Origin of the sequence: Natronobacterium texcoconense (assembly GCF_900104065.1) — an archaeon.
GTDB lineage: Archaea > Halobacteriota > Halobacteria > Halobacteriales > Natrialbaceae > Natronobacterium > Natronobacterium texcoconense.
Map to the genome: position 1 here is coordinate 125,175 of NZ_FNLC01000002.1, position 25,002 is coordinate 150,176.

28 protein-coding genes and 1 pseudogene are annotated in these 25,002 nt (G+C 63.4%); 8 read left to right on the top strand and 21 right to left on the bottom strand.

What is annotated here, in order from left to right; genetic code table 11:
- Positions 1–3: 3 nt before the first annotated feature.
- Complete coding sequence (locus BLR35_RS08045; RefSeq protein ID WP_090380158.1) at positions 4–1,473, bottom strand: aldehyde dehydrogenase family protein; 1,470 nt, start codon at positions 1,471–1,473, stop codon at positions 4–6.
- A gap of 201 nt (positions 1,474–1,674) precedes the next feature.
- Between BLR35_RS08045 and dpsA the strand changes: the two genes are divergently transcribed.
- Positions 1,675–2,220 (top strand): DNA starvation/stationary phase protection protein DpsA, encoded by a 546-nt coding sequence (dpsA, locus tag BLR35_RS08050; protein ID WP_090380162.1) that lies wholly within the window; start codon positions 1,675–1,677, stop codon positions 2,218–2,220.
- Between the two features lie 48 nt (positions 2,221–2,268).
- Here the strand turns inward: dpsA and BLR35_RS08055 are convergent, their stop codons facing one another.
- Both BLR35_RS08055 and BLR35_RS20625 read right to left on the bottom strand, forming a co-directional pair.
- Positions 2,269–2,658, bottom strand: coding sequence for a hypothetical protein (locus BLR35_RS08055; protein ID WP_090380164.1), 390 nt, complete (start codon positions 2,656–2,658; stop codon positions 2,269–2,271).
- A 67-nt stretch (positions 2,659–2,725) separates the two neighbouring features.
- Positions 2,726–2,890 carry a hypothetical protein gene (locus BLR35_RS20625; protein WP_170830994.1) on the bottom strand — a complete coding sequence of 55 codons (165 nt, stop codon included), beginning with the start codon at positions 2,888–2,890 and terminating at the stop codon, positions 2,726–2,728.
- Between the two features lie 162 nt (positions 2,891–3,052).
- Between BLR35_RS20625 and BLR35_RS08060 the strand changes: the two genes are divergently transcribed.
- Positions 3,053–3,589, top strand: coding sequence for a macro domain-containing protein (locus tag BLR35_RS08060; RefSeq protein WP_090382861.1), 537 nt, complete (start codon positions 3,053–3,055; stop codon positions 3,587–3,589).
- On the opposite strand, the gene purM is transcribed toward BLR35_RS08060, so the two are convergent.
- The 3 genes from purM to BLR35_RS08075 all read right to left on the bottom strand — a co-directional run bounded on the left by purM (position 3,590) and on the right by BLR35_RS08075 (position 7,072).
- A complete protein-coding gene (purM, locus tag BLR35_RS08065; RefSeq protein WP_090380166.1) occupies positions 3,590–4,579 on the bottom strand; it encodes a phosphoribosylformylglycinamidine cyclo-ligase in 990 nt (329 codons plus the stop codon).
- A gap of 67 nt (positions 4,580–4,646) precedes the next feature.
- Entirely contained in the window at positions 4,647–5,303 is a 657-nt protein-coding gene (locus BLR35_RS08070; RefSeq protein ID WP_090380169.1) for a zinc metalloprotease, read from the bottom strand.
- Positions 5,300–7,072 (bottom strand): TraB/GumN family protein, encoded by a 1,773-nt coding sequence (locus BLR35_RS08075; protein WP_090380172.1) that lies wholly within the window; start codon positions 7,070–7,072, stop codon positions 5,300–5,302. The genes BLR35_RS08070 and BLR35_RS08075 overlap by 4 nt, the downstream gene beginning before the upstream one ends.
- A gap of 91 nt (positions 7,073–7,163) precedes the next feature.
- Here BLR35_RS08075 and BLR35_RS08080 point away from each other — a divergent pair, with 91 nt between their 5' ends.
- On the top strand, positions 7,164–7,610 hold the full coding sequence (locus BLR35_RS08080) for an acyl-CoA thioesterase (RefSeq protein ID WP_090380176.1): 447 nt from the start codon (positions 7,164–7,166) through the stop codon (positions 7,608–7,610).
- Here BLR35_RS08080 and BLR35_RS08085 read toward each other — a convergent pair whose 3' ends face one another.
- From BLR35_RS08085 to BLR35_RS08100, 4 genes are all read right to left on the bottom strand, one after another.
- Positions 7,611–8,663 (bottom strand): S66 family peptidase, encoded by a 1,053-nt coding sequence (locus BLR35_RS08085; protein WP_090380179.1) that lies wholly within the window; start codon positions 8,661–8,663, stop codon positions 7,611–7,613.
- Positions 8,664–8,708: 45 nt separating this feature from the next.
- Positions 8,709–8,921: a YMGG-like glycine zipper-containing protein gene (locus BLR35_RS08090; RefSeq protein ID WP_090380182.1), complete on the bottom strand. Its 213-nt coding sequence runs from the start codon at positions 8,919–8,921 to the stop codon at positions 8,709–8,711.
- Between the two features lie 71 nt (positions 8,922–8,992).
- On the bottom strand, positions 8,993–9,772 hold the full coding sequence (locus BLR35_RS08095) for an HAD-IIA family hydrolase (protein WP_090380185.1): 780 nt from the start codon (positions 9,770–9,772) through the stop codon (positions 8,993–8,995).
- A 44-nt stretch (positions 9,773–9,816) separates the two neighbouring features.
- Positions 9,817–10,206: an SHOCT domain-containing protein gene (locus BLR35_RS08100; RefSeq protein ID WP_090380188.1), complete on the bottom strand. Its 390-nt coding sequence runs from the start codon at positions 10,204–10,206 to the stop codon at positions 9,817–9,819.
- 95 nt (positions 10,207–10,301) lie between these two features.
- Between BLR35_RS08100 and BLR35_RS08105 the strand changes: the two genes are divergently transcribed.
- Complete coding sequence (locus BLR35_RS08105; RefSeq protein WP_090380191.1) at positions 10,302–10,766, top strand: DUF7992 family protein; 465 nt, start codon at positions 10,302–10,304, stop codon at positions 10,764–10,766.
- A 100-nt stretch (positions 10,767–10,866) separates the two neighbouring features.
- Here the strand turns inward: BLR35_RS08105 and BLR35_RS08110 are convergent, their stop codons facing one another.
- Positions 10,867–11,049 carry a DUF7501 family protein gene (locus tag BLR35_RS08110; protein WP_090380194.1) on the bottom strand — a complete coding sequence of 61 codons (183 nt, stop codon included), beginning with the start codon at positions 11,047–11,049 and terminating at the stop codon, positions 10,867–10,869.
- Positions 11,050–11,217: 168 nt separating this feature from the next.
- Between BLR35_RS08110 and BLR35_RS08115 the strand changes: the two genes are divergently transcribed.
- The 3 genes and pseudogenes from BLR35_RS08115 (at position 11,218) to BLR35_RS08120 (ending at position 13,121) form a co-directional block, all read left to right on the top strand.
- Entirely contained in the window at positions 11,218–12,450 is a 1,233-nt protein-coding gene (locus BLR35_RS08115; protein ID WP_090380197.1) for an MFS transporter, read from the top strand.
- A 95-nt stretch (positions 12,451–12,545) separates the two neighbouring features.
- Positions 12,546–12,677, top strand: a complete 132-nt coding sequence (locus BLR35_RS20240) for a rubrerythrin-like domain-containing protein (RefSeq protein ID WP_139169256.1) — start codon at positions 12,546–12,548, stop codon at positions 12,675–12,677.
- A pseudogene (locus BLR35_RS08120) lies at positions 12,635–13,121 on the top strand (cupin domain-containing protein). Before BLR35_RS20240 ends, BLR35_RS08120 begins: the two are co-directional and overlap by 43 nt.
- 5 nt (positions 13,122–13,126) lie before the next feature.
- Here BLR35_RS08120 and dnaJ read toward each other — a convergent pair.
- The 6 genes from dnaJ to BLR35_RS08150 form a co-directional block, all read right to left on the bottom strand.
- Entirely contained in the window at positions 13,127–14,284 is a 1,158-nt protein-coding gene (gene dnaJ / locus BLR35_RS08125; RefSeq protein ID WP_090380202.1) for a molecular chaperone DnaJ, read from the bottom strand.
- Positions 14,285–14,392: 108 nt separating this feature from the next.
- On the bottom strand, positions 14,393–16,327 hold the full coding sequence (gene dnaK / locus BLR35_RS08130) for a molecular chaperone DnaK (RefSeq protein ID WP_090380205.1): 1,935 nt from the start codon (positions 16,325–16,327) through the stop codon (positions 14,393–14,395).
- Positions 16,328–16,933: 606 nt separating this feature from the next.
- The gene (grpE, locus tag BLR35_RS08135) at positions 16,934–17,986 is read right to left on the bottom strand and encodes a nucleotide exchange factor GrpE (protein ID WP_090380208.1); all 1,053 of its coding nucleotides are present in this window, start codon (positions 17,984–17,986) and stop codon (positions 16,934–16,936) included.
- Positions 17,987–18,140: 154 nt separating this feature from the next.
- Positions 18,141–18,488: a HalOD1 output domain-containing protein gene (locus tag BLR35_RS08140; protein ID WP_090380210.1), complete on the bottom strand. Its 348-nt coding sequence runs from the start codon at positions 18,486–18,488 to the stop codon at positions 18,141–18,143.
- 47 nt (positions 18,489–18,535) lie between these two features.
- Entirely contained in the window at positions 18,536–19,678 is a 1,143-nt protein-coding gene (locus BLR35_RS08145) for a bacterio-opsin activator domain-containing protein (RefSeq protein WP_090380213.1), read from the bottom strand.
- Positions 19,679–19,857: 179 nt separating this feature from the next.
- Positions 19,858–20,874 carry an acetamidase/formamidase family protein gene (locus tag BLR35_RS08150; protein ID WP_090380216.1) on the bottom strand — a complete coding sequence of 339 codons (1,017 nt, stop codon included), beginning with the start codon at positions 20,872–20,874 and terminating at the stop codon, positions 19,858–19,860.
- Positions 20,875–20,970: 96 nt separating this feature from the next.
- On the opposite strand from BLR35_RS08150, the gene BLR35_RS08155 reads away from it, so the two are divergent.
- Positions 20,971–22,455 (top strand): DEAD/DEAH box helicase, encoded by a 1,485-nt coding sequence (locus BLR35_RS08155; protein ID WP_090382864.1) that lies wholly within the window; start codon positions 20,971–20,973, stop codon positions 22,453–22,455.
- Between the two features lie 51 nt (positions 22,456–22,506).
- Here BLR35_RS08155 and BLR35_RS08160 read toward each other — a convergent pair whose 3' ends face one another.
- The 4 genes from BLR35_RS08160 to BLR35_RS08175 all read right to left on the bottom strand — a co-directional run bounded on the left by BLR35_RS08160 (position 22,507) and on the right by BLR35_RS08175 (position 24,987).
- A complete protein-coding gene (locus BLR35_RS08160; protein WP_090380219.1) occupies positions 22,507–23,736 on the bottom strand; it encodes a methyl-accepting chemotaxis protein in 1,230 nt (409 codons plus the stop codon).
- Positions 23,737–24,080: 344 nt separating this feature from the next.
- The gene (locus BLR35_RS08165; RefSeq protein ID WP_090380221.1) at positions 24,081–24,347 is read right to left on the bottom strand and encodes a hypothetical protein; all 267 of its coding nucleotides are present in this window, start codon (positions 24,345–24,347) and stop codon (positions 24,081–24,083) included.
- Positions 24,348–24,406: 59 nt separating this feature from the next.
- Entirely contained in the window at positions 24,407–24,616 is a 210-nt protein-coding gene (locus BLR35_RS20945) for a sensory rhodopsin transducer (protein WP_090380224.1), read from the bottom strand.
- A gap of 2 nt (positions 24,617–24,618) precedes the next feature.
- Complete coding sequence (locus BLR35_RS08175) at positions 24,619–24,987, bottom strand: sensory rhodopsin transducer (RefSeq protein WP_090380227.1); 369 nt, start codon at positions 24,985–24,987, stop codon at positions 24,619–24,621.
- Between the last annotated feature and the right edge of the window lie 15 nt (positions 24,988–25,002).

A 25,002-nucleotide genomic window follows, 5' to 3' on the forward strand; every position in this document is an offset into this window, starting at 1 on the left:
GGCCTAGAGGACAATACTCTTCTCGCGCATCATCTCGTGGATCGAGGCGTCGAGTCCCTCGCGGCCGATGCCCGAGTCCTTGTTGCCGCCAAAGGGGACGTCACCCAGTCCGTGGGACGGCGCGCCGTTGATGCGGACCGCGCCGGCGTCGACCAGATCGGCCACACGCATCGCGCGCTTGTAGTCGTTCGTGAAGACGGCGGCGTCGAGTGCCAGATCCGAGCCGTTGGCGATCTCGACGGCCTCTTCCTCGTCCGAGAAGGTGGTGACGGCGGCGACGGGACCGAACTGTTCTTCGTCGACGATGCGGGCGTCGTGGGGGACGTTGGCCAGCAGCGTCGGCTCGAAGAACTGGTCCGCGAGGTCGTCCGGAACGCCTTCGGGAGCGCGACGCTCCCCGCCGCGGACGAGTTCGGCGCCCTTTGCGACGGCGTCGTCGACGAGTTCCTGGACCCAGTCAGCCTGATCCGCGCTGATGAGGGGTCCGACGGTGGTGCCCTCCTCGAAGAGGTCGCCGGGTTGCCAGGCGTCCATCTCGTCCTCGAGCAGGTCGACGATCTCGTCGTGGACCGACTCGTGGGCGACGACGCGCGAGACGGCCGAACAGCGTTGGCCGGCGTACTTGAACGACCCCTTTGCGCAGTTGCCCGCGACGTCCTCGAGGTCGGCGTCGTCGAAGACGATCGCAGGGGCGTTACCGCCCAGTTCCATGTGCAGGTTGACCATCCCGCTTTCGCGTGCGATGTGTTTCCCGGCGCCCGACGAACCGGTCATCGCGATGGCGTTGACGCGGTCGTCGCCCGCGAGGACGTCACCGATCTCGCTCGCCTCGCCGGGGACGAAGTTGAACGCGCCGTCCGGGATGCCGTCGACCTCGCTGATGACGTCTGCGAGGATCGCCGCGGAAATCGGCGTCTTGCTCGCGGGTTTGAGCAGGACGCTGTTGCCCGCTGCGAGTGCAGGCGCAACCTGTAGTGCTGTCGTGGCCAGCGGATAGTTGTACGGCGTGATACAGAGCACGGCGCCGATCGGCTCGTGCTTGACGATGGCCTGCCAGCCCTCGTGACCGTCGGTCGAGCCCTCGCGGAACTCGCCTTTACTGACGATGTTGCGGGCTTCCTCCGCCGCGCGGTCGAACCGTTCGGCGGCCGATTCGACCTCACCACGGCCCGACGAGATCGGCTTGCCGGCTTCCCGGACGATCACTTCCGCGAGTTCCTCGCTGCGCTCGCGCAGCCCCTCGGCGATCGCTTCACACCACTTCGCGCGCTCGACGACGGTCGTCTGCCGGAGTTCGGGCTTTCGCGCGTGGGCCGCCTCGAGTGCCGTGCGCGCCTCGGCCGGTCCTGCAGCGTCGATCCGCGCGAACGAGCCACCGTCTGCGAGATCCGAGACCGTGATCGCGTCGTCGGTCTCGAGCCACTCGCCGTCTACGTATATCCGCTCTCGCCGCTGTGCAACTCTGGTTTCCATATCTAGCTGTTGAACGTCTACACTGAAAATATTTACTCACGGTCGAAAAAACCCCCATGGCTCCTGAGTGTATCGATGGAGAAGCTGTTTGGAGAACAAAAACAAGATGCCTGGTATACAGACTAATTATTTACTAAGACAGAAAAATTATTTCTCGACGGGAAATCTTTAAGAGTCTCGCGAGTGTACCGTTGAATTGCCATGAGTACACAGAAGACCGTCCGTCAGTCGGCCGACGCCGTCGAGGAGAACGAGCTTCGCCTCGATCAGGAGAAAGCCGAGCAGATCGTCGACGCGCTGAACACGGAACTGGCGAACTCGTACGTCCTGTACCACCAGCTCAAGAAACACCACTGGGTCGTCGAGGGTGCCGAGTTCCTCCCGCTGCACGAGTTCCTCGAGGAGGCCTACGAACACGTCGAGGAAGGCGCAGACATCATCGCCGAGCGCGCCCAGGCACTCGGCGGCGTCCCCGTCTCCGGCCCGACGAACCAGGAGCGACGCGCCACCGTCGAATTCGAGGGCGAGGACGTCTACGACGTCCGGACGATGTTCCAGAACGACCTCGAAATGTACGGCGACATCATCGAGTCGATGCGCGGCAGCATCGAACTCGCCGACAACCTCGGCGACTATGCCACCGCCGAGATCCTGCGCGAGATTCTCGTCACGCTCGAGGAGGACGCCCACCACTTCGAACACTACCTCGAGGACGATACGCTGGTGCTCGAGGAAGCGACGAAGTGAGGAGTCGCGCGCGGTCGACGATCGGTAGGTCCCCCGAACGCCTTTTTGTTACCGACGGCTGTAGATCACGCCCGCGAAAAGTCCGATAGCGACGAGTCCGAACAGCGGCCGGAGCGGATCGACGTAGGTCGCCAGCCACGACGTGCTGAAAAGCGCCACCAGAACGGCGTTGCAGTGTGGACAGGCGACGGCGAGAAAACCACTGGCCGTGGCACCGTAGGCACAGCCGTCGCCGTCGCAGTCGACACTCGCGCGCTGGACGACGTAGGCACCCGCCAGAGCACCCGTGAGCGCGAGAAAGAGGTAATCGAGCGTCGAGCGAGGAACCATCCGCTCGAAGATCGGTGTCGGAAGCAGGCCCGTCACGATCCCGGTAAACAGGACGAATCCGGCCGCGACGAGCCCGCCTTTCAGGAGCGCGTCTCGAGGCGGTTGCATAGGAGACTGCTCAGTGCTCGGGAGACAAACCGGTCGCGGATCGGTCCCGTCGGCGGAGACGGCTGTCCTACCGTTCGACCTCGACGGTCAGATCGGTCGCGATCCAGCCGTCTTTGTTGTCGCGTTCGGTAAAGACGACGTTTCCGGGGCGGGTCTCGTGGCTGGTCACGACCGCCGAGGGCTCCTCGAGTTCGTCGGCATCGGAATCCTGCCTGCGGGCGGGTACGTCCATCACGATGAGTTAGGCGAGCCTAAATCTAAAAGGGTTTTGGTTGGCCTGAGACGCTGGGAGACGTAAACTGGAGTGAGACTCTGGGCCGCTGTCGTTTTCGAGACCGACATCGTGTGAACTGTGTGGTTCACTTTCAAACTCCTCGAGACCGTATACGCGCGTATGGAGTTCGACGTGATCCAGGGAGACATCGCCGAACAGCCCGCCGAGGCGCTCGTCAACGCCGCCGGAACGAGCCTCCGGATGGGATCGGGTGTCGCCGGCGCGCTCAGACGGGCCGCGGGCGAGGAGATCAACGAGGAAGCGATGGAAAACGGGCCAGTGGACCTGGGCGAGGTCGCCGTCACCGACGCCTACGACCTGGATGCCGACCACGTCATCCACGCGGCCGCGATGCCTCACTACGGCGACGGCGAGGCGACCGAAGAGAGCATCCGCGACGCAACCCGGAACGCGCTCGAGAAGGCCGACGAACTCGGCTGCGAGTCGCTCGTTCTGCCGGCGCTCGGCTGTGGCGTCGCCGGCTTCGACCTCACGAAGGGCGCCGAGATCATCGGCGAGGAGATCGAGACGTACGAACCGGAGACGCTCGAGGAGGTTCGGTTCGTCGCCTACAGCGACGAGGAGTACGACGCGGTGCGGTCGGCTACGGGGAAAACCGAGGAGACGGAGATGGACGAAACCGAGGCCGACCGCTGATCAGGACAGCGAGAGGCCGCGAATCTCGACCGACGCCCCGTCTTCGACGCGACCGACGACCTTCCCGTCGGTCGCCGCGACGAGGTCCTCGGCCCGATCCTCGGGAACGGCGACGACGAACCCGGTTCCCATGTTGAACGTCCGGTGCATCTCCTCGTCCGTCACGTTCCCTTCGTCCTGGACGAACTCGAAGATCGGCTGGGCCGGGAACGGATCGTCGACGACGTACTCGTACTCGCCCATCCGCAGGAGGTTCGTCCAGCCGCCGCCGGTGACGTGGGCCGCCGCCCGGACGTCGTGTTCGTGCATCGGCTCGAGCAGGTCCGTGTAGATCCGGGTCGGTCGCAGCAGTTCCTCGCCGATCGTCCGCTCGTCGTCGTACGGGAACGGGTCGGTGTACTCGTGGTCGCGCGTGACGGCCTCGCGAGCCAGCGTCAGCCCGTTGGAGTGGATGCCGTTCGAGGCGAAGCCGACGAGAACGTCGCCGACCTCTGCCTCGCCCTCGAGTACGTCGTCTTTCTTCGCCAGTCCCGCACAGGTCCCCGCGAGGTCGAACCCTTTCACGACCTCGGGCATGACCGCAGTCTCGCCGCCGAGCATCGTCAGGTCGGCCTCCTCGAGTCCGACCGCGAGTCCCTCGCCGACCTGATTCGTGATCTCCTCGTCGGGTTCGTCGATCGCGAGGTAGTCGACGAAGGCGACGGGTTCGACGCCCGCGGCCACGAGGTCGTTGACGTTCATCGCGATGCAGTCGATGCCGATCGTCGAGAAGTCCTCGATTGCCTCGGCGACGAGCAGTTTCGTGCCGACGCCGTCGGTCGCAAGCGCCAGGTAGCGGTCGCCGATATCGATCAGACCGGCGTACTCGGTCGTGAGGTCGCTGCCGAAGGCCTCGAGCAGGGCCGCGGTCGCGTCCTCGCTGGCCTCGATGTCGACGCCCGTCTCGGCGTACGTGAGCCGTTCGTCGCCGTCGTCCGCTGAATCGGTCATGTTCGAACGACCGCGTGGGTCGAGCAAAAGGCCACCGGTCCCGCTCAGCCGGGTCAACGGACCGGCGCTACCAGAATCCAAACCGGAAGAGGAAGCCGGCCAGTAGAACCAAACTCAGCCCAAACACAGCCGCAAAAACTGGCTTGCTCCACTCGAGGACGCTTTTACCGTCCAACGGTCCAAACGGGATCATGTTGAACGCTGCGAGGAAGAGGTTGATCAGGACGCCCATGTGTCCGATCAGGCCGAGGTACCAGGCCAACTCTGTCTGACCGCGGAACAGGATCAAAAGCGGGAAGAAAAGCAACGCGAGCAGGAGATTCGTTACGGGACCTGCAAGCGCGATGTGACCGTTTTCCTCGAGCGTGATCCGTCCACGATGGTAGACGGCCCCCGGTGCAGCGAAAAGAAATCCGATCAGTGCGCTCATGATCGCCAGGAACAGCATCTGGTAGTCTGCCCGGAATTCGGCGATCTGGCCGTACTCGATCGCGACGACCTTGTGTGCGAGTTCGTGCAGGAGGAACGCGACCCCGACAGTTACGAAACTCAGGACGACCCTCGTGAGGAAGTAACCGACGGTGACCCATTCGGCGCGGTGGATCGGTGCGAGCAACAGTGCAAAGGCGACGCTCAGAACAATCCAGGCGATCGCGAGGTCGAACAGTTCCTTGTCGCTGAACGTGAGTTCGGGCTCGGAACGGCGACTGTTACGGACGCTCACGTGATCATCCCTCGGATTAGCTCGAGGCTGTTCCGTGCGCCCTGGAGCAGTTCGTTCATCAGGGCGTCGACGCCGCCGATTTCGCCGCCGAACCACGGTAGGACGACGATCGGGAACAGCAAGGTTGCAATCAGGCTCCCGATGTTGGTCAGGGCGACGATCATGATCAGTCGAAAGAGAGGGACGTTGAACATCTCTCCGAGGGCTTCGCCGATCGGACGACTGGTGTCGTCGACAATCTCGTTCAACGTCTGGATGTCACGGACGTTGACCGGCCGGTGTCTGAGTTCGACGTAGCCGGCGAACCAGCCTGGTGCGAGCATCGGGTTGATGCTCGTGAGCCAGGCGACCAGTCCACCGACGCCGGCGCTGGTCCAGCGAGCGCCCGCGAGCCGTGCGAGTGTAAACGCGAAGATTCCGTTGAACAGGAACCACGCCAGGAAGATCTGCAACAGGAACGTGTTCTGGACGCCAGCCATGAGCAACAGGAAGAAAAAGCCGAAGAAGCCGATCATGACCAGGTACCCAAAGATCTTCATCGGCGAAAACCGGCGACTCGAGGCCGTCCCGGTCAGCGACTCCATCGGCGGCAGCTCCGAAGGATTCTCGAGATAGCGTTCGATGCCTGCCCGGTGGCCGGCGCCGACGACGGCGAGGACGTCGTACCCCTCCTGGCGGAGCACGTGGAGTTTGTGCGCGATGTAGGCGTCGCGTTCGTCGATCAGTGCGTTCGCTCCGCGCGGGCTGAACCGGCGGAACTCCTCCATCATTGCGGCGACGACGTCGCCGTCGGTCATCTCCTCGATGTCGATCTCGTCGACGTCTTCGACGTCGCCGCCGAGCGTCTCGAGGACGATGCCGAGGGCACCGCCGATCACGACACCGATACCGAGCCCTGCGAGGATACCGATCGTCCCACGGATCGCGTAGATGCCGGCGCTCTCGAAGTTCGTCGCCGACAGCGGTCCGACGAAGGTCTCGGTCGTGACGAGCGCGAGACAGCCGACGATGCCGATGACGGCGCCAGCGAGCAGTCGTATCTGGAAGCCGTCGATCGTGCTATCGTCGCCGGCGGATTCGAGAGAGGGGAGAAAGAGCAACCCGAGTAACACGCCGCCGATCGCACCGACGCCGAGAGCGCCGACGTACTGCAGCGTCGTCGGATCGGTGGTCCCGAACAGAAGCACTTCGCCGTAACCGAGCAGCGGTGCGACGAACGCAGTGACGACGAGACCGACGAACATTCCGAGGACGGCACCGAACGTGAGGCCGATCGTCCGGGGATCGGTGATACCCAGCGCCAGTCCACCGACCATCTTCAGCTTCTCCGTGAAGGAGAGGCGGCTCCAGAATCGCTGGATCGTCACCTGAATGTCGCGGTCGACCAGCGCGACGCCGCTACCGTTTCGTTCGGCGGCCTCGAGCGCCGCCTGCATGTCGGCGCCGGGTTCGACGTCGAACTGGTCGCCGAGTCGCGACTGGACGTACGACAGCATCCAGTAGGCCAGAAACTGGAACACGGTGTTGCCCGACAACAGGTCCTTGGCCTCGAGGTCGTCGGGCGTGCCGCCTTGCATCTGGCGGTATCGGCCTTCGTCGAGTTCTACTGCGACCACGTCGGGTCGTTTCTCGTCGACCGTCTCGTGGACTTCGTCGACGCTCGCTTGCGAGACGTGTGCGGTCCCGAGGACGTCGACGGAACCGGAGCCGTCGCCCGACTCGGGGGGTTCGGGCGGCTCCGGCACGTCGGCGTCACCTCCATCGCTCATTAGTGGTTCAATAAGGCCGCGACTTTTACCAGTATCGAAGCGACCGATCGATAGTGAAAGAGTCAATGTCGTCCTGGCTGAACGTCGAGCAATGACGGATCTCATCGAGACGGTCGTCGAGAACCGGGAGATGGTCCAGCCACAGCACAGCAACATGCTCGAGGTCGCCCACGGGGGCAACGTCATGAAGTGGATGGACGAGGTAGGTGCGATGTCGGCGATGCGATTCGCCGGCGAAACCTGCGTCACCGCCAGAGTCAACCGGATGAACTTCGAGCGGCCGATTCCCGTGGGAGACACGGCCTACATCACGGCCTACGTCTACGAGGCAGGTACCTCGAGCGTCAAGGTGCGGCTGGTCACCGAACGCGAGGACTTGCGTACCCGGGAACGCGAGAAGACGACCGAGTCGTACTTCGTCTACGTCGCGATCGACGAGGACAACACGCCGACCACAGTTCCCGAGTTGACGGTCAGCACGGACGAGGAGAAGCGACTTCAGGAGGAGGCGATCGCGGGGGAGAACGGGGAGAGCTGATTACTCGAAGCGAATCGTCTCGGTTCCGGGATCGATTTCGACGCGACTGCCGATCGGAATCGGCGTCGTCGGCCAGGTGTGTCCGAAGTCGATGTCGAACACGATCGGTGCGTCGGGGTTGTACTCATCGAAGACGCCCGTAATCGCATCACGTTGCTGTTCTCGGTACCGCTCGCGTCGTTCCGGCGGCCGATCCTCGAGGTGGGATCTGCTCGCGGGCCGACCGACGAGGACGCCGGCGAACCGCTCGAGCAGTCCCCGTTCGCCCAGTGCCTGGAGCACGCCTTCGACCCAGGTCGGTTCCGGCAGTTCTTCCGAGGTCTCGAGCGCGAGGATCGTTCCCTCGAGTTCCGTGTCGTCGGGTAGGTACCGGTCGGCGACGAACTGCTGGTCGAGAATCTCGAGCGAGCCACCCCAGAGCCGGCCCTCGACGGTCTCGTCGCCGCCGGCCCACTGCCATCCGGGGTTGGGTTCGGTCTCGCGTGGCTCCTCGAGGGAGTCCGGATCGATCCAGTCGCCGGGTTCGTCGGTGAATCGCTCGGCAGGACGAATCTCGCCGAACGACTCGTCGAAGAACGCACGTTCGGTGTACTCGACGGTGTGATCGAACATGTGGCCGTCCATCCCGAGTTCGACCATCACCGTCGGCCCGTAGTAGGAGACGATTCCGAGATTCCAGAGGTACAGCGCGAGGTTCGTGTTGTCGCTGTAGCCGTAGAGCCGGGTCGGGTTCTCCTGGAGGATCTCGGGATCTAAGTGCTCGAGAACTTTGATCTGGTCGTTCCCACCGATGACGGTGATGACGCCGTCTATCTCGGGGTCTTCGAAGGCGTCCATCACGTCTTTCGCGCGCGCTTCCGGATCGTTCGCCAGCGTCTCCTGGTCCATCGAGACCGTCGGGTACTCGACGGGTTCGAGGTCGAACACGTCCCGGAGCCGCTCGAGGCCGAGTTCGTAGACGTGCGGGAACTCGTCCGTGGGGTTCGACGACGGTGCGACGACTGCGACCTGACTGCCGCGCTCGAGCGGCGGCGGGGTAACGAATTCGTTCATGTGACGACCGGCTACCGGAGGACGATACGGCGACCACCACTTCAATTATTTCATTTTAACTTTCCGACTCTTCGCCTCCTCTACGTACTCGCTCGCGGTGCTGTGCGTGTCTGCGAGGGTCGCGCCGACGAGCGCGCCAATCGCGCCGCCGGTACTCGCCGCATTTCGATTGAACAGTCCGCCGATCGCAGCGCCGATCGCCGCACCGATCGCCGCGTACCGGGCGCGCCGAAGCACGTTCGTGAATCGCTCTCTCATGGACTGGTCTATCCACGAATTCGAACAAATATGTTTTCCCGAGAACGACGCGATGGGTGGGTGGCAGTCGTTCAGAGGATCGTCTCGAGATCGCCGAGCGACTCGAGAACGTGATCGGGTTCGACGTCGGATGACTCGAGATCCGACCGATCGGTGATACCGGTGAGTACGACGGCCGTCGTCATCCCCGCGCGTTTCCCGAGAGCGATGTCCGTGTCGAGTCGATCGCCGACGACGAGGATCTCGCTCGGATCGGCTTCGAGGCGTTTCTGCGCTGCGTCGGCGGCGACCGCTGATGGCTTGCCGAGGATCGCGTCGACCTCGCGGTCGGCGACGGCCTCCATCGCGGCGATGATCGCCCCCGATCCCGGAATCGTGCCGTCGTCGACCGGGATCGTCGTGTCTGGATCCGTGCCGTAGAACGGGACCTCGCCCTCGAGCGCACGTAGTGACTCCCAGAGCGTACCGTAGGAGAAGTCGTCGTCGAACGAACCGAGGACGACGTCGGCCTCGTCGGGATCAGTAGTCAGTTCGACCGCCGCGTCCTCGAGGATCGACTCGAGGCGCTCCGCGCCGACGAGATAGACCGAATCGTCCGCGTGGTTCCGTGAGAGGTACTCCGCGGAGACGGTCGCGGAGGTCAGCACCGACGTGGGGTCGACCTCGAACCCGTGTGGCTCGAGTTTCTCCCGGTAGTGGACACCGCCACGGGTCGGATTGTTCGAGAAGAGCAGTTTCGAGCAGTCCGCGGCCTCGAGTGCGCGGAGTCCGGCGTCCACGCCAGGAATCAACTCGTCGCCCCGGACGATCGTGCCGTCGACGTCGAGGATTACCCCCTCGTAGTCGGTCATCGGTCGAACGTACGGCTGACTGCCGATTGAGTGTTTCCCTCCGGTCACCGCTCGAACTCGAGTTCCAGTTCGTCCGTTTCGACGCCGGCTTCGTCCGCTCGCTCGTTGGCGTCGATCAGACGCTCGAGTTTCTCCTCGAACTCCGCATCGGAGAGTTCGCCGGCGGCGTATCGGCTCTGGAGTGCCGTGACGGGGTCGGATACAGCGGTTTCATCCACTTTCGTTTCGGCGTCGGCGGTCGCTTCTTCGGAGGATTCGTCCGTTTGCATGAGATACCACACGAGTACGAAACTGAGGACGAACAGGGCCGTAATCGCGACTGCAACCCAGGGCCCGGCGAGCAACAGCGCCGCGATGATCACCACGTCCGCGAGGACGAACTTGATCGCGAAGATCTCCGCGAGGCTGTACTCCCGCCCACCACTCTCTGCCATACGGTGGCGTACGCGCTTCGGTAGAATAATTGTGGGGATCGACTCCTCGGCCACGAGGAAGAATTCTTATCCCCGGACCCGCCGTACTGACGTCCATGACACTCGAGGTCGAACCCCCGGAACCGCCGGAACTGGAGTTCGTCGACCCGAACGAGTACGAGGACGCGACGATAAGCGCCGACGGCGAGGTCGACTACCGTCGCGAAGAACTCCAGGCGTTTCTCGAGGAGGGTGCCTGGGCAGAGGCCTTCGCGGAGTGGCGCGAGGATACCGACCTCGAGCAACGGGAGTACGAGATCGCTCGTGACCTCGAACTCTTCGCGGAGTACGATTTCTTCTGGGATGATTTCGCCGATCGAGTGGGGTATCATGCACCGGGCATTCCGGAAGACTGGCAGACGCGGGAGTATCACCCCGAACTGGACACCTGGGGGACGGTCTCGTCGATCAACGCCGAACTGACCGAGTTCGGGCAGGTCGTCTCGGTGGTGCTCAAAGAGGAGTACATCGACTGGGAGGCCGAGTACGAACCGCCGGAGGATCTGCCGGACTTCGACTGATACTGTCCGAGAGGATAATACGAATTCGGACTCACTCGGTATCGACGACCACAGCGGAGCGACTGCTCTTCACGTCGTGCTGTCGGGCAGTACGACCGAGTCAGCCCGACCATTCGCCGGCGAGGTCGCCAGCGACGTTCTCCCGCCAGAGGTCGAAGTCGCGTTTACAGTCTCCGTTCTCGTCGACGTGATCGACGAATCCTGCGCCGGGCGATGCGAGTTCGTCCCCACAGAAGGGACACGTGATCGGGTCGCTCCAGTCTGCTGTCGTGCTCACTGCCATACTGGGCAGTCCAACGAACTCGTATATAAGTTCTGGCGGCTAGGTCGTAGTACACCATTATGGGATTAAATGGCATATGTATACTGGTGGCGGTCGACGGCGCGTTCGCTCGAGCGGACAACCGGAGCTTTCTCGTCGGGGCGGCATCCTACGTTGGACAGGTACGTGATGTCGGTTACCAGGGCGGTTCGACGGGCGACGGAGCTAGACGTTCTCGTTCTGACTGCCGGAATCTGGTTTCTCGCGAAATTCATCCGGTATGCGTTCCCACCTCTCTTTGGCCCCCTTCAGGAGAGCTACGGCGTCTCGAACGCCGTCCTCGGAACGGCGTTTACCGGTTTCATGCTCGTCTACGCGGCCATGCAGTTTCCCTCCGGCGTGCTCGCGGATCGGCTCGGCTCCGTGACTGTCATTACCGCAGGCGTCCTCGTCGCGGCGCTCGCGTCGCTTTCGCTGGTCGTCGACTCCCCGTTCGTCGTCCTCGCTCTCGCGATGCTCGTCATGGGTGCGGGAACCGGCGCACACAAGACCGTCGCCGTTCGGTTACTCTCTCGAACGTACCCTTCCCGGACGGGACGTGCGCTCGGCGTCTTCGATACGGTCGGGACGTTCGGCGGCGTGATCGCGCCTGCGGCAGTCGTCGCCGCCGCTGGAATCGCGTTCGCGTTCGGCGAAAGCTGGCGCGTCATCTTCTTGGCCGCCGGCACCGTCGGCGTCGGGTTCGCGGTCGCGTTCTGGCGACGCGTTCCGTCGCGAGTGCCCGACGGGGAAACCAGTTCCGACGCGACGACTCTGGCCGTCGGATCCGACGAACTCCGCCGGTACGCGACGCTGTTTCTGGACTGGCGCTTTGCCGTCTTCGCGCTCCTGACGGTACTCTTCTCGTTTACCTACAACGGGCTGGTCGCGTTCGCCCCGCTGTATCTGACCGACGAAGCACAGCTCACGGACGCCACTGCCGGACTGCTGTACAGCGGACTCTTTCTCGCGAGTCTCGTCCAGCTGGTGACCGGCGAACTCAGTGATCGGCTCGGTCGGCTACCGATCATCGTCGCAACGCTTGGACTCGCGACGACCTCGCTCGTCGCGTTCGTCTCGCTGACCGGAACGGCCGGCCCGGTCGTCCTCGGAACCGCGCTCGTCGCCGCCGGGATCGGCTCTCACGGGTTCCGCCCCGTTAGAGGCGCCTACCTCATGTCCGCGATTCCTGACGAGGTCGCCGCTGGCGGTCTGGGCGTCGTCCGAACCCTGTTGATGGCGGCCGGAGCTATCGCGCCCGCAGTCGTCGGCACGATGTCGGAAACCGTCGGATTCCGGCCTGCGTTCTGGCTGCTCACAGCGTCGGTCGGCGGCGCCACCCTGCTGGCGGTCGTGCTCCTGATCGCACGGCCGAACCGATAGCAGGAACCAGTGCTTCCGTTCACAATCGGTAGTTACACTCGCTCGAGCCCAGGACTATGAAAACAGTTAACATACGCCGTCCCGAGTGCGTGCGTATGTCACTCGCCGAACCGCTCGAGTACGAGTGCGTCCAATGTAACCGCCGAGAACTGGTCGACGACGCGCTCGTGAGCACCTGCCGACGATGTGGGGGCGAGATGCGAAACGTCGAGTTGATCCGCGACTGAGACGAGCATACGAGCGCCGCGGTTTTTTGCCGCCGATCGTCGAAGCCTGCCGTATGTACTCGATGGTCGACCTAGAGAAGATGCGGCCGAGCGTCTGGGAGTTCGAACGTGGCGAGGAGAACACCTATAGTAGCCACTGAAAGTCAGTGCGCACCCGATCGCACGACAGCGGTGCGATCGGTGTGCAAACAGTTTCAGTTGTTACTATACCATCGACAGGACCAGCAGGAGGAACTGTACGTCGTCCTCGAGGGCACCGTCGACGTGACGATCGAACGCGCCGATCAGCGCGACCGCATCGAACTCACGAGCGGGGATTTCCTCGTCGTCCCACCCGAATCGTGGCGACAACTCGAGGCGATCGAGGAGAGTCGCGTGCTGGTCGTCGGCGCACCGAACGTCGCCGACGACGCGGTAGTCGAAGAGCGAGGAAAACTGGGATAGGCCCGTCAGAACGCCCGCTTGATCTTCTCGAAGAAGCCGTCTTTTACCTCGATCTCGTCGCCGCCAGCCTCGGCGAACGCCTCGAGTGCCTCGCGTTGTTCCTCGTTCAAGCTCTCGGGCGTGACGATCTGGACCTGCACGTAGAGGTCGCCCGTACCGCGACCGCGCAGGCGTGGCATTCCTTTCCCCTCGAGGCGGAACGTCTCGCCGCTCTGGGTACCGGCAGGAATGTCGAACTCCGCCATGCCGTCTAGGGTCGGCACTTCGGCGGTATCGCCGAAGGTCGCCTGCGGGAACGAGATCGGAAGCCGATAGCGGAGGTCGTCACCCTCGCGTTCGAACTCCTCGTGCTCGCGAATCGAGATGTCGATCAGCAGGTCGCCGTTGGGTCCGCCGTCGGGACTGGGTGCTCCTTCACGTTCCATTCGCAGGGTCTGGTCGTCCTGGATGCCGGCCGGGACTTCGACCGTCAGCGTCGCCTCGTTGCGGACGTATCCTTCGCCGCGACACTCGCTGCAGGTCTCCGAGTAGAGCGTCCCCTCTCCTTCACAGCGTCGACACGTCGTCGTCTGTTGTACGCGTCCGAGCGGCGTCTGCTGGACCTGTCGCTTCTGACCACGACCCCGACACTCGGGACAGGTCTGGGCGTCCGCGTCGGGCGGATGACCCTCGCCGTGACACGCCTCGCAACTCTCGGGCCGTTCGATCGTGAACTGCTTTTCGACGCCGGTGAAGGCCTCTTCTAAGTCGATCTCGAGTTCGGTCCGGAGGTCACGGCCCGACCGCTGACGACGGCCGCGGCCGCCACCGCCGCCGAACACCTGTTCGAAGATGTCGCCGAGACCGCCGCCCATCCCGCCGCCGCCCATCCCGCCGAACGGGTCGCCGCCCATCCCGCCGGCGCCGGTGCGGTCGCCCGCGTCGAAGCCGTGTTTCTCGGCCTGCTCGTAGCGGTTGTGGCCCATCCGGTCGTAGGCCTGCCGTTTCTCCTCGTCGGTCAGGACCTGCTTTGCCTTCTGGATCTTCTTGAACTTCTCCTCGGCGTTCGGGTCGTCGCTGACGTCCGGGTGATACTCCGTGGCCTTCTCCCGGTAGGCCTGTTTGATCTCCTCGGTGGAGGCGTCGGAACTCACACCGAGCACGTCGTAGAAATCCTCGCTCATTCGTTGTCACCCGATAATCCGTTGAGCCACTTGAAACGAACGAACCTGCGAACCACCTGTCCGGCGAAAAACAGCTACGACACTGGTTGCGGCCAAAACGATCGGCCGTTATTTGTCGTCGTCTTCCTCGAAGTCGACGTCCTCGAAGTCGGCGTCGACGTACTCCTCGTCGTCGTCGGCACCTGCGCCCGCTGGACCGGCACCGGGGTTCGGACCGCCGCCCATGCCGCCCATACCACCGGGGCCTGCGCCGGCCGCACCAGCGCCACCGGCACCGCCAGCCGCGCCAGCATCAGCCTGTTGCTGGTACATCTGTTTGCCGATCTCCTGCAGTTCCTGACTCAGGTCTTCGGTCGCCGCCTCGATGTCCTCGGCGTCGGCGTCGGCGTCGTCGATCGTCTCCTCGAGATCCTCGACGGCTGCTTCGATGGTTTCACGCAGGTCGTCGTCGACCTGCTCGTCGTTTTCCTCCAGGAGTTTCTCGGCGCGCTGGATCGTCGCCTCGGCGGTGTTGCGTGCTTCGATGCGCTGGCGCTTCTTCTCGTCTTCTTCGGCGTGTTTCTCGGCCTCCTCCTGCATCTTCTCGATCTCGCTGTCGGAGAGACCGGCACCACCCTCGATGGTGATCTCTTCGCTCTCGCCGCTGCCTTTGTCCTCGGCGGTGACGTTGACGATCCCGTTCTCGTCGATCGAGAACATGACCTCGATCTGTGGGGTGCCCGCAGGCGCCGGCGGGATACCGGTCAGGTGGAACTCGCCGAGCAGTTCGTTCTCCTCGGCGATCTCGCGTTCACCCTGGAAGACTCGTACCTGGACGGTGGTCTGGTTGTCCGCCGCAGTCGTGAAGATCTTCGACTCCTCCGTCGGGATAGTCGTGTTCTTCTCGATCAGGCGCTCGAAGAGGCCACCCTTGACCTCGATACCGAGCGACAGTGGCGTCACGTCCAGCAGGACGATGTCGTCGACCTCGCCGCCGAGGACGCCACCCTGAATCGCCGCACCCAGTGCGACGGCCTCGTCGGGGTTGACGTTCTTCTGGGGCTCCTGACCCGTGAGTTCCTCGACTTTCTCCGCGACCTGTGGCATCCGCGTCGAGCCACCGACCAGCAGTACCTCGTCGATCTCGTCTTTCGAGTAGCCCGCGTCCGCTAGGGCCTGCTCGGTCGGGTCGACGGTACGCTCGATGAGGTCCTCGCTCAGCGACTCGAACTTCGCGCGGGTGAGCGACTCTTCCAGGTGGATCGGGCCGTCGTCGGTCGCCGTAATGAAGGGCAGGTTGATCTCGGTCTCCTTGCGCGAGGAGAGTTCGATCTTGGCTTCCTCGGCGGCGTCTTTCAGCCGCTGGAGGGCCTGGCGATCCTCGCGGAGGTCGATCCCGTGTTCGGCCTCGAAGTTCTCGGCGAGCCAGTCGATGATCGCCTGGTCCCAGTCGTCGCCACCGAGGTCGTTGTCACCGTTGGTGGCGACGACCTCGTAGACGCCGCCGCCGAGATCGAGAATAGAGACGTCGAAGGTACCGCCTCCGAGGTCGTAGACGAGAACGGTCTGGTCGGATTCGTCGTCGAGGCCGTAGGCCATCGACGCGGCGGTCGGCTCGTTGACGATGCGCTCGACCTCGAAGCCGGCGATCTCGCCGGCGTCTTTGGTCGCCTGGCGCTGTCGATCCGAGAAGTACGCAGGGACCGTGATGACGGCCTTCTCGACCTCGTCGCCGAGGTACTCTTCGGCGTCGTGTTTGATCTTCTGGAGGATCATCGCCGAAATCTCTTCGGGCGTGTACTCCTCGCCCTCGATCTCGACGGTGTAGTCCTCCTCCCCCATGTGACGCTTGATGGACTGGATCGTCTTCTCGGGGTTCTGGACGGCCTGGTTCTTCGCGGGTTTGCCGACGAGTCGCTCGTCGTCGTCGGTGAACGCGACCATCGAGGGCGTCGTCCGTTCGCCCTCGGCGTTGGCGATGATCTCCGGATCGCCGCCTTCCATCACTGCGAAGGCACTGTTCGTCGTTCCGAGGTCGATTCCGAGAATCTTGTTACTCGCCATTATGGGAGGTATTGTGCGCACTTTGTTTTAAGCGTTACTAGCCCGAACGACGAGCCGAATAAAACTCCACAGAATCGGGCATACGGGCCGCTAGCGCGCTTCTGGTGGCTGAAATCCGACTGGAGATCAGGAAACCGTTTTACACGCCGATCGCACAGTTCACGGGTCGTTTCTCCCCGCTCTGCTCACGGGCACTCGTGCCCGTTCGCACGGTTCGCGGGAACTCTGATCCCGCGTTATTCGCTTCTCGCAGTTCTTAGCCCTGTCAGTCCTTCTCGCGGTTCTCGGTTCCGTCGGTCACTCGAGTCGCGCTTCCCTCGTTCGATCGGTTGTGCAGTGACAGCAGTGGCGACTAGTGGCGGTCCAAGCCTGAACTGAGGGGTCGAATTCAGCGGTGTGGGTCGGTTCGACCCATCAGTCGACGTCTGGAACGGTACTGTCGTAACAACTGCAACTAGTTACACACTGATCGCATAGCTGTCGTGCGATCAGGTGTGCAGTGACTTACAGTGGCTACTATAGTTCGTCGGCCACGCTCTCGAGTCGCTCGTCGTCGAAACCGAAATGCGTCGAAAATATCGGGTAACTGGTCGTCGAAACCGTCGGTTAGCTCTCGTCGCCGGCGTCTTCCTCGACTTCGCCGCCGAGTTCGATCGCTTCCTCGTCGTCGCTGTTCTCGCCGTCGCTCGCTTCGTCGTCGGTTCCGTCGGCGTCCGTCGGGTCGTCCCCCTCCTGCTCCGCGTCGCCTGCGAGTTCGCCGTTCGAGACGGTTACCTGTGCGTTCTGGATGACCTTGTCGCCCATCTCGTAGCCGGCCGTGTAGACGTCCGCGATCGTTCCCTCCGGTTGATCGCTGTCGACGTTCATCATAACCTCGTGGCGCTGGGGATCGATCTCCTCACCGGGTTCGGGGTCGATTTCCGTGACGTTTTCGTCCTCCAGGATGCGATCGAACTCCCGTAGCGTCATCTCGACGCCGTCCCGGAGGCTGTCGGCGTCGCCGCTTTCCTCCTCGAGGGCACGCTTCAGGTTGTCCCGGACGTCGACGAGTCGTTCGACGAGGTCTTCGGTCGCCCGATCCTTGATCTGCTCCTGGCGTTTCTTCGCTCGCTTCTTGTAGTTCTGGAAGTCGGCCTGCTTGCGCTTGAGCCGGCTTTTCAGATCCTCGATCTCTTCTTCGTACTCCTCGAGTTGCGCGTCCCGTTCGTCGACCGCCTGCCGGTGGGCCTCGAGTTCCGACTGCAGATCTTCGATCGTCTGGGCCTGGGCTTCGACGCGTTCGCTCAGGTCGTGGAGTTCCTCGCGCTGGTGCTGCACGGTCCCGGAGAGGTCCCGGGCCTGGTCGACGATCGAGTTGACCTTGTGTGCGAGTCTGTCGTCGTACTCGTTGACCCGCTCGAGAATGCTCTGGACGTCCGAACTCGTTTCGGGACTTCCTTCGTCCTCGGTCGACGACTCGTCCGACTCGCTCGAACTCGGGGCGTCGTCCTCGGTGGTCGACTCGTCAGCGGTTGCCGACGCGTCGGCGTCTTCCTGACCGACGTCGTCCTCGTCCGCTGGAACGTCCGCTTGATCGGCAGACGTCGTCTCGCCGTCGTCGGATTTCTCCTCGGACGGGACACCCTGGGCCGACGGATTCGTGCCCTCGTCTTCGCTCATGTTCGAACCAAGGAACAGCGGTAATAAAAGGGTTGAGGTCACCGGCTACGCGGGCACTACCAGTCAGAATTCCAACGGAAAGTGACGTCGACGTCCCGGTTCCCTGGTGGGACGGCGCGTGAGTGATCTGCTCGACGTGGCGGCCAGCAGGCAGTCAGGAGGGAGTGTCGGTGGTTCGGCGTTCGACGACGACGTCGCCGCGACTCGAGACGGTCACCAGACAGTCCTGATAGGTGAAACTCACTTTGACCGGTTTCCCCCGGGCTTCAGAGGCAGCGACGAGTTCGTCCAGTGCTTCGGTGTCGATACTCTCGAACAGCGGCGGCATCTCGAGGGGTTCCTGACCCGTCACGGACGCGACGGTTTCGACGACGGTGATGACGGCTGCGTCGGGTTCCGTTTCGAACCGGGCGTGGACGACTTCGGTCACGACGTCGTCGTCGCTGCTGCTATCGAAAATCCAGGAAACAGTCGAATCGAGTTGCGTCAGATTATCACTCATTAACGACAGGTACGGTCGGTGCCGAAGTAAGAGGGGACGCTGACCAGTCAGCGTGCTTTCGCACCCGACTTCTCGTACAGTTGCTGGAGAACGATCCGCTGGGCCTTGCGGAGGTGCTGGTTGAACGTCTGGCGAGTGACGTCGAACCGGTCGGCGAGTTCGCCGCCGGTACTGGTCCGGGGCGTGTCGAAGTAGCCGCTAAAATAGGCGGCCTCGAGTGCGGCGAACTGTCGGTCGGTGAGTTCGTCGACGACGACGTCGTACAGCAGGTGTGGCGAGTAGACGAGTTCCTGGGAGACGAGTTCGACCTCGGGGTGAAACTCCCGGATGCCGTCGGCGGCCAACCGCGGATCGACGTCGCCCGGCAGTTCGCCGAGGAACCGAACTTCGTCGTGAGCGATGACGATCGAACGAGGGCGACCTCCGAGCGACTGGAACACCTCCGAGACCGTGGCCAGTTCCGCCCGTGCTTCGACCCGGCTGTATCCCTCGGCCGTACTGAGCAGGCGGACGTCGACGTAGTGGGGGACCTCTTCGACGGCGGTGACGAACTCGCTCGCCGAGAGGTCCGACGTTCCCATGTACTGGACGGTCGCGCCGTCGGGCAGGGAGACGACGGATTCGACCTCGATCCGCCACTCACCGGTGTCGACCCGGAGGGAGGGTGGCACCGCCGACTCGTCGGTTCGAAACTCGACGAATCGCATGTGCTCGCTGGTCAGTTGCTCCTCCCGTCGTTTCAGTTCCGTCACGTCCTCGAACGCGACGACGACGTACTCGACCTCGCCGGTCTCGTTCGTGAGGGGTGCGGAGTTGAGCGTCAACCACCGTTCCGAGCCGTCAGATCGCTCGAACCAGTGTTCGAACCCGAAGACGGGCTCGCCGGTCTCGAGCACCTCCGATACCGGATATTCCTCCATGGAAATCGGCGCTCCAGTGTCGTCGTAGACCTCCCAGCCGTCCGGCCCGTACCGTCGACTCGTAATCTCCTCGCGTGAAAACCCGAGTGTCTCGGTCGCTCGCTCGTTCGCGAATTCGATCGCGCCGCCCGAATCGATGACGACTGTACTGACAGGGGCGACGTCGAACACGCGACGTGCGAGGCCCTCTGGCGGGAGGTCGTCGGACTCCGTCTCGAGTCCCTTCGATGGTGGCTCTTCCTCCGGAGGATCGGTGTTCGGCTCATCCATCGGCATCCCCTCTCCGGTCCGGACGCTCCCCGGTTCGATCCTGTCTCTCGCCGCCCTCGAGTGGGTCGAGCCGGCGGTTACTGTTCGACGTCGCGTCGATCACAGGTACCGTAGGTGGCCGACGAATAAGTGCCTACCACCGGTGGGAAATCGCGACGGTCCGTTCGGTTAACGGGTCGTCATCGATCGTGGGACCGACGCCGCTCTTCGGGGAAGATGCTCTCGGGGAGATACGCCGAGACGGTCCAGTTCGGCGCGTTGACGATCTGGTTGATCTTCAGATCGACCGCCGCCGAACACAGGATGTAGGCCTGCTCGCGTGCGAGTCCACGTTCGTCGTGGAGGTGGTCGACCATCCCGCGGACGGCGTCTCTGGCCGCCTCGTGCAGGTCGTCGCCGACTCCAGTCGTCCCGAACGCGGGTTCGTCGCGTCCGGTCGGCGTGAACGGGCCGCCGGTCTCGAACTGCGGGCGCTCGAGGTCCATCTCCGACCGGACCGAGAGCCGACACGTGACTGACATCGGGGCTTCGATCGCCGAGATGCAGACTTCCCCGTCGCCCTGGGCGGCGTGACAGTCGCCGATGCTGAACAGCGCGTCTTCGACCGCTACCGGGAGATACAGTGTCGATCCTGCGGTGAGCTGTTTGATGTCGAGATTGCCGCCGACCGACCGTGGCGGCTGGGTGTCGTGATCTCCCTCTTCGGCGGGCGCGACGCCGACGGTTCCCGGGAACGGATGTATCGGGACCTCGATCCCGTCTTCTCGTTGCATCTCCGACGCACCGCCGTCGACGAACTGAGCGGCACCGTCCTCGAACTCCCAGACGTGTATCGCCGGCTCCGGGAATTCCTCGGGAAGGAGACCCAGTCCCGCCTCGCCGGGCAAGACGAGGGTGTAGCCCCACCCCTGGTGTTCGAGTTCGAGGACGTCCACCTGGAGCACGTCCCCAGGCTGGGCACCTTCGACCGCGAGCGGTCCCGTCAGCGTGTGAACCTGCTCGACGTCCAAGTCGGCCAGATCAGCGACAGTCGAGTCCGGTTCGATCTGGCCGTTCGTGGCGTCCCGGCACTCGAACTCGACGACGTCCCCGGACTCGATCGTTCGTATCGGCTCGAGAGCGTTGTTCCACCTGTTGTGAACGGTGTCGTCGGTCGCACTCACCCGGTGGTCGACTGTGTTGTGCTCGATCGACATTCGGAGCAATACACGAGACGAGACGACATAAAGGAGTCCCGAGGCGAGACGCCGTGATCCCGACAGTATTTGTCCGTCGACTCCCCACTCACGACCGTGACGCGGCCCGATTCCACAGGATCGACTCCGGTCGAACTCCGGTACGAGGACGGGACGATCCGGATCGACGGCCTCGAGGAAGCGACCGTCCGCCGAATCCGAGAGCGGGTGCCGACGCTTGCACTCGAGGACGACAACCGAACCGACAGCCACCGTATTCCGGCATTTCGGTACGCAGAACTTCGCCGGACGCTCCTCGAACACGTCGTCCCGGACGAACTCGAGGATCGGGCCCTCTCGCTCCCGTCGGTTCCGAACCTCGAGTCGACGTACGAACTCCGGGAGTACCAGCACGAGGCGCTCGAAGCGTGGCTCGAGACCGATCGCTGGAGTCGGGGGTCGTCGCTGTCGGCCCTCGAGCAGGCACCCGCCGGCGTCCTCGAGATGCCCACCGGGAGCGGCAAGACCGTCGTCGCCCTGGAAGCGATCGAACGTCTGGACACCCCGACGCTCGTCGTCGTTCCAACGATCGACCTGTTAGAGCAGTGGGAGCGGGAACTCGAGGAAGAGTTCGGCTCCACCGGGCCGACCGGATCGGCCGACGGCGTCTCGATCGGCCGACTCGGTGGCGGCGAACAACGGCTCGAGCCGATCACCGTCTCGACGTACGACTCGGCGTACCTCAAGGCAGACGCCATCGGCGACCGGTTCGGATTCGTCGTCTTCGACGAGGTCCACCACCTCGGCGGCGAGGGGTATCGCGAGATCGGGCGACTGCTCGCCGCGCCCGCGCGACTCGGCCTGACGGCGACGTTCGAACGCCCCGACGGTGCCCACGAGGTCGTCGAACGCATCGTCGGCCCGCTGGTCCACCGGATCGCCGCGGACGAACTCGCCGGCGACCACCTCGCATCCTACGACGTCAAACGACTCGCAGTGTCGCTCACCCCCGAGGAACGCGAGGAGTACGAACGCAACCAGGAGACGTTCACCGACTATCTCGCGCGATCGAACATCCGAATGCACAGCGGCTCGGACTATCAGGAACTCGTCAAACGCTCCGGGTCGGATCCCGCCGCTCGCGAAGCACTGCTCGCCCGCCAGCGCGCACGCGAGATAGCTCGAGGCAGCGAGGCCAAACTCGAGGCGCTCGAGGGAATCCTCGAGCGTCACCGCGACGCCCGGACCATCGTCTTTACCGCGCACAACGACCTCGCCTACGAGGTCAGCGAACGGTTCCTGATCCCGACGATCACCCACCGGACTGCCACCGCCGAGCGGCGGGAGGTCCTCGAGCGGTTCCGCGAGGGAACCTATAGTCGGATCGCGACCTCGAACGTCCTCGACGAAGGGGTCGACGTCCCCGACGCGTCGATCGCGGTCGTCCTCTCGGGCAGCGGCAGCGAGCGGGAGTTCACCCAGCGGCTGGGACGGATTCTCCGTCCGAAAGCCGACGGAACGCGAGCGTTGCTGTACGAAGTGATCACCGAGGACACGTCCGAAGAACGGGTCGCACGGCGCCGGCGCAGCGATTCGACGTAGGGGAGGAGGGTCGATTTCGCCCTCCATATCCAGTACGCCAGTGAGAAATTCTCAATCGTCGGCAGTCGACGCTGGAGCGGTCTCTCCACCACCGAACAGCACCTGCGTCTCCGACTCGTCGGTGTTCCAGATGTATCCCTCGAAGGCCTCGAGTTCGCCCTGGTCGTCGTAGATCGGACGACCGCGCTCCCTGACGGTTTTGACCTCTCCACGGCGCGTGACCATGCGATACGTGATGTCGTAAGCCGTCCCGTTGCGGTCGACGAGGTCCTGAATCGCCTCCCAGACGGCTTCCTGGTCGTCCTCGTGGATGACGTCCTCGCCGAGCACGATCTCTCCCTCGACCAGCTGTTCGGCGGTGTATCCGGCCAGTTCCTCGATGCCGTTCGTCGCGAACACCACCGGCCAGCCGTCCTCGTTGAGCGTGCGGTAAGCCAGGCCGGGAAAACCGTGCAGGAAGCCACTCGCGTGTTCGACCACCGAACTGTGCTGGTCCACGAGGGTCGCCGCGTCGGACATGTTCTCGCGGATCTCGTCGGACTCCTCGCCGAGATCCTCGATCCGCGCGGCGAACTCCTCGATCGACCCCGCCTGCACGTCGTTCGCGTCGGCGATCTCGGTCGCCCCGTCCATCACTTCCTCGACCTTCGAGACGGCCTCGTCGATCGCCTCGAGCGCGGTGTCGATGTCGTCGGCCGTCTCGAGGACGGAGCTGTGAGTCCGTTCGGCGGCTTCCATTCCCGCCTCGGTCTCGGACTCGAGTGACTCGATCAGCGACCGGATCTCGTCGGCGTTCTCGCCGGTTTCCTCCGCGAGCGTCTTCACCTCGTTGGCGACGACCGTAAACCCAGCACCCTCGTCGCCCGCGTGGGCGGCCTCGATGTTCGCGTTGAGCGCGAGCAGGTTCGTCTGATCGGCGATGTCGGCGATCAGTTCGGTCACCGTCCCAATCTCTTCCATCTGTTCGCTTACTCGCTCCATCGCCGCGACGAGGTCGGCGACGTCGTCGACGGTCTCCTGGGTCTGTTCGCTGGCCCTGCGTCCTGCCTCCAGCCCTGACTCTGCCGTCTCGGAGGCCTCTTCCACCATATCGACGATTTCGGTCGCACTCGAGGCGATCTCCTCCATGGTTGCGCTGACGTCGTTGACGTCTTTGGCCAGACCCGAGATGTAGTCCGCCTGCGTGCGACTCGCGTCCGTGGTCTCCTCGATCCGTTCTCGAAACCGTTCGGTGTGTTCGACCAGCTGGTTCAGTTCGTTCGCGGCGTCGCCCGATGACATGGCCAATCGATTCCGCCAAACCAATATAATCCTTTGGACAGTTCCACAATTCTTACATCACCGCGAGAGAGCTAGAAACCATCAGATATTGGTTATGATTTCTACTCACCGGTGCTTTCGTTGACGAGATTGTATCGGCTATTTTCTACCGCCTTACTTGCGGCCGACTATCTCGAGGCCCAAATAATTAGAAATATGATATATTGGAAAACCCGTCCAACAAGTACAACTGCCAAAATAATACTCTATCTGACAGTTCCGCGACGTTCTGACAGCGACGGACGAGGCGACGAAAGTCCAAGTCTCCGGGTCGCGTGAGTGGCACCGATGACGGTTTTCACCGGCTACAACTGTTCCATCTCCGCTTTCAGTGCGTCCGCTTCCCGGTCGCGCTGTGTCTGTCGCTCCTCGCGATCCGATTCACGATCGTGTGGATAGGCGTCGCTACCTGCAGGGTCCCGGTTTCGACGCATCGCCCACGCGAGGACGATCGTTGTGACGCCGAAACAGAGGGCGGCGTATCCGGTTCGACCGAGAAGCAGGGCGGAAGCACCGAGCAGCGTGGCGGCCGTGACTGCGTAGCCGAACAGGTTGAGCTTCCGGAATACCATGCGAATACTACAGGTTGGATACAGAAATGTTTTCCTGCAGTAGGGGGTCGTGGGCCCGCTCACTCGCCGTATACGATCGTCGAAAGCCCCGCGTTCTCGGTCTGACGGGTGTCCTGACGACTCCACTGGACGACGATCGGAACGTTCGACTCGAGAACGATCGACCCGACCTCTTCCTCGCTTTCGGGTTCGACGATTCGGTCGGGTTCGAACGAGATGCTCCCCGACCAGTTCGTCCACTCCTCGTCCGGTTTTTCGTCCCGTTCCACGACTACTCACCCGGGTGTGCGATCGTCGAGAGCAACGCGTTCTCCGCCTGTCTCGAGTCCAGCCGTGTGTGTTGACAGACGACGGGAACGTCTGACTCGAGCACGCTCGCGAACGGTTCGCCTTTCGGAATCTCCTCCGGATCCTCGAACTCGTTGAACCGGAAGTGTTCGGTTCGCTCGGCGGGGACCGTCTTCTCGTAGGGGCCGACCGGCTCTCGGTCGGTGAAGTAGACCGTGATCTCGAGGGTTGCGTCCTCGTCGGCCGTGTTGAGAACGCAGAGGGACTCGTGGCTGATCATCTCCGGTTCGGGGCCGGTGCTCTCCTCGGGGATGTAGCCCTCGGGAATCGCCCACGTCTGCTTGCCAGTCATAGAGTGGGCGTACAG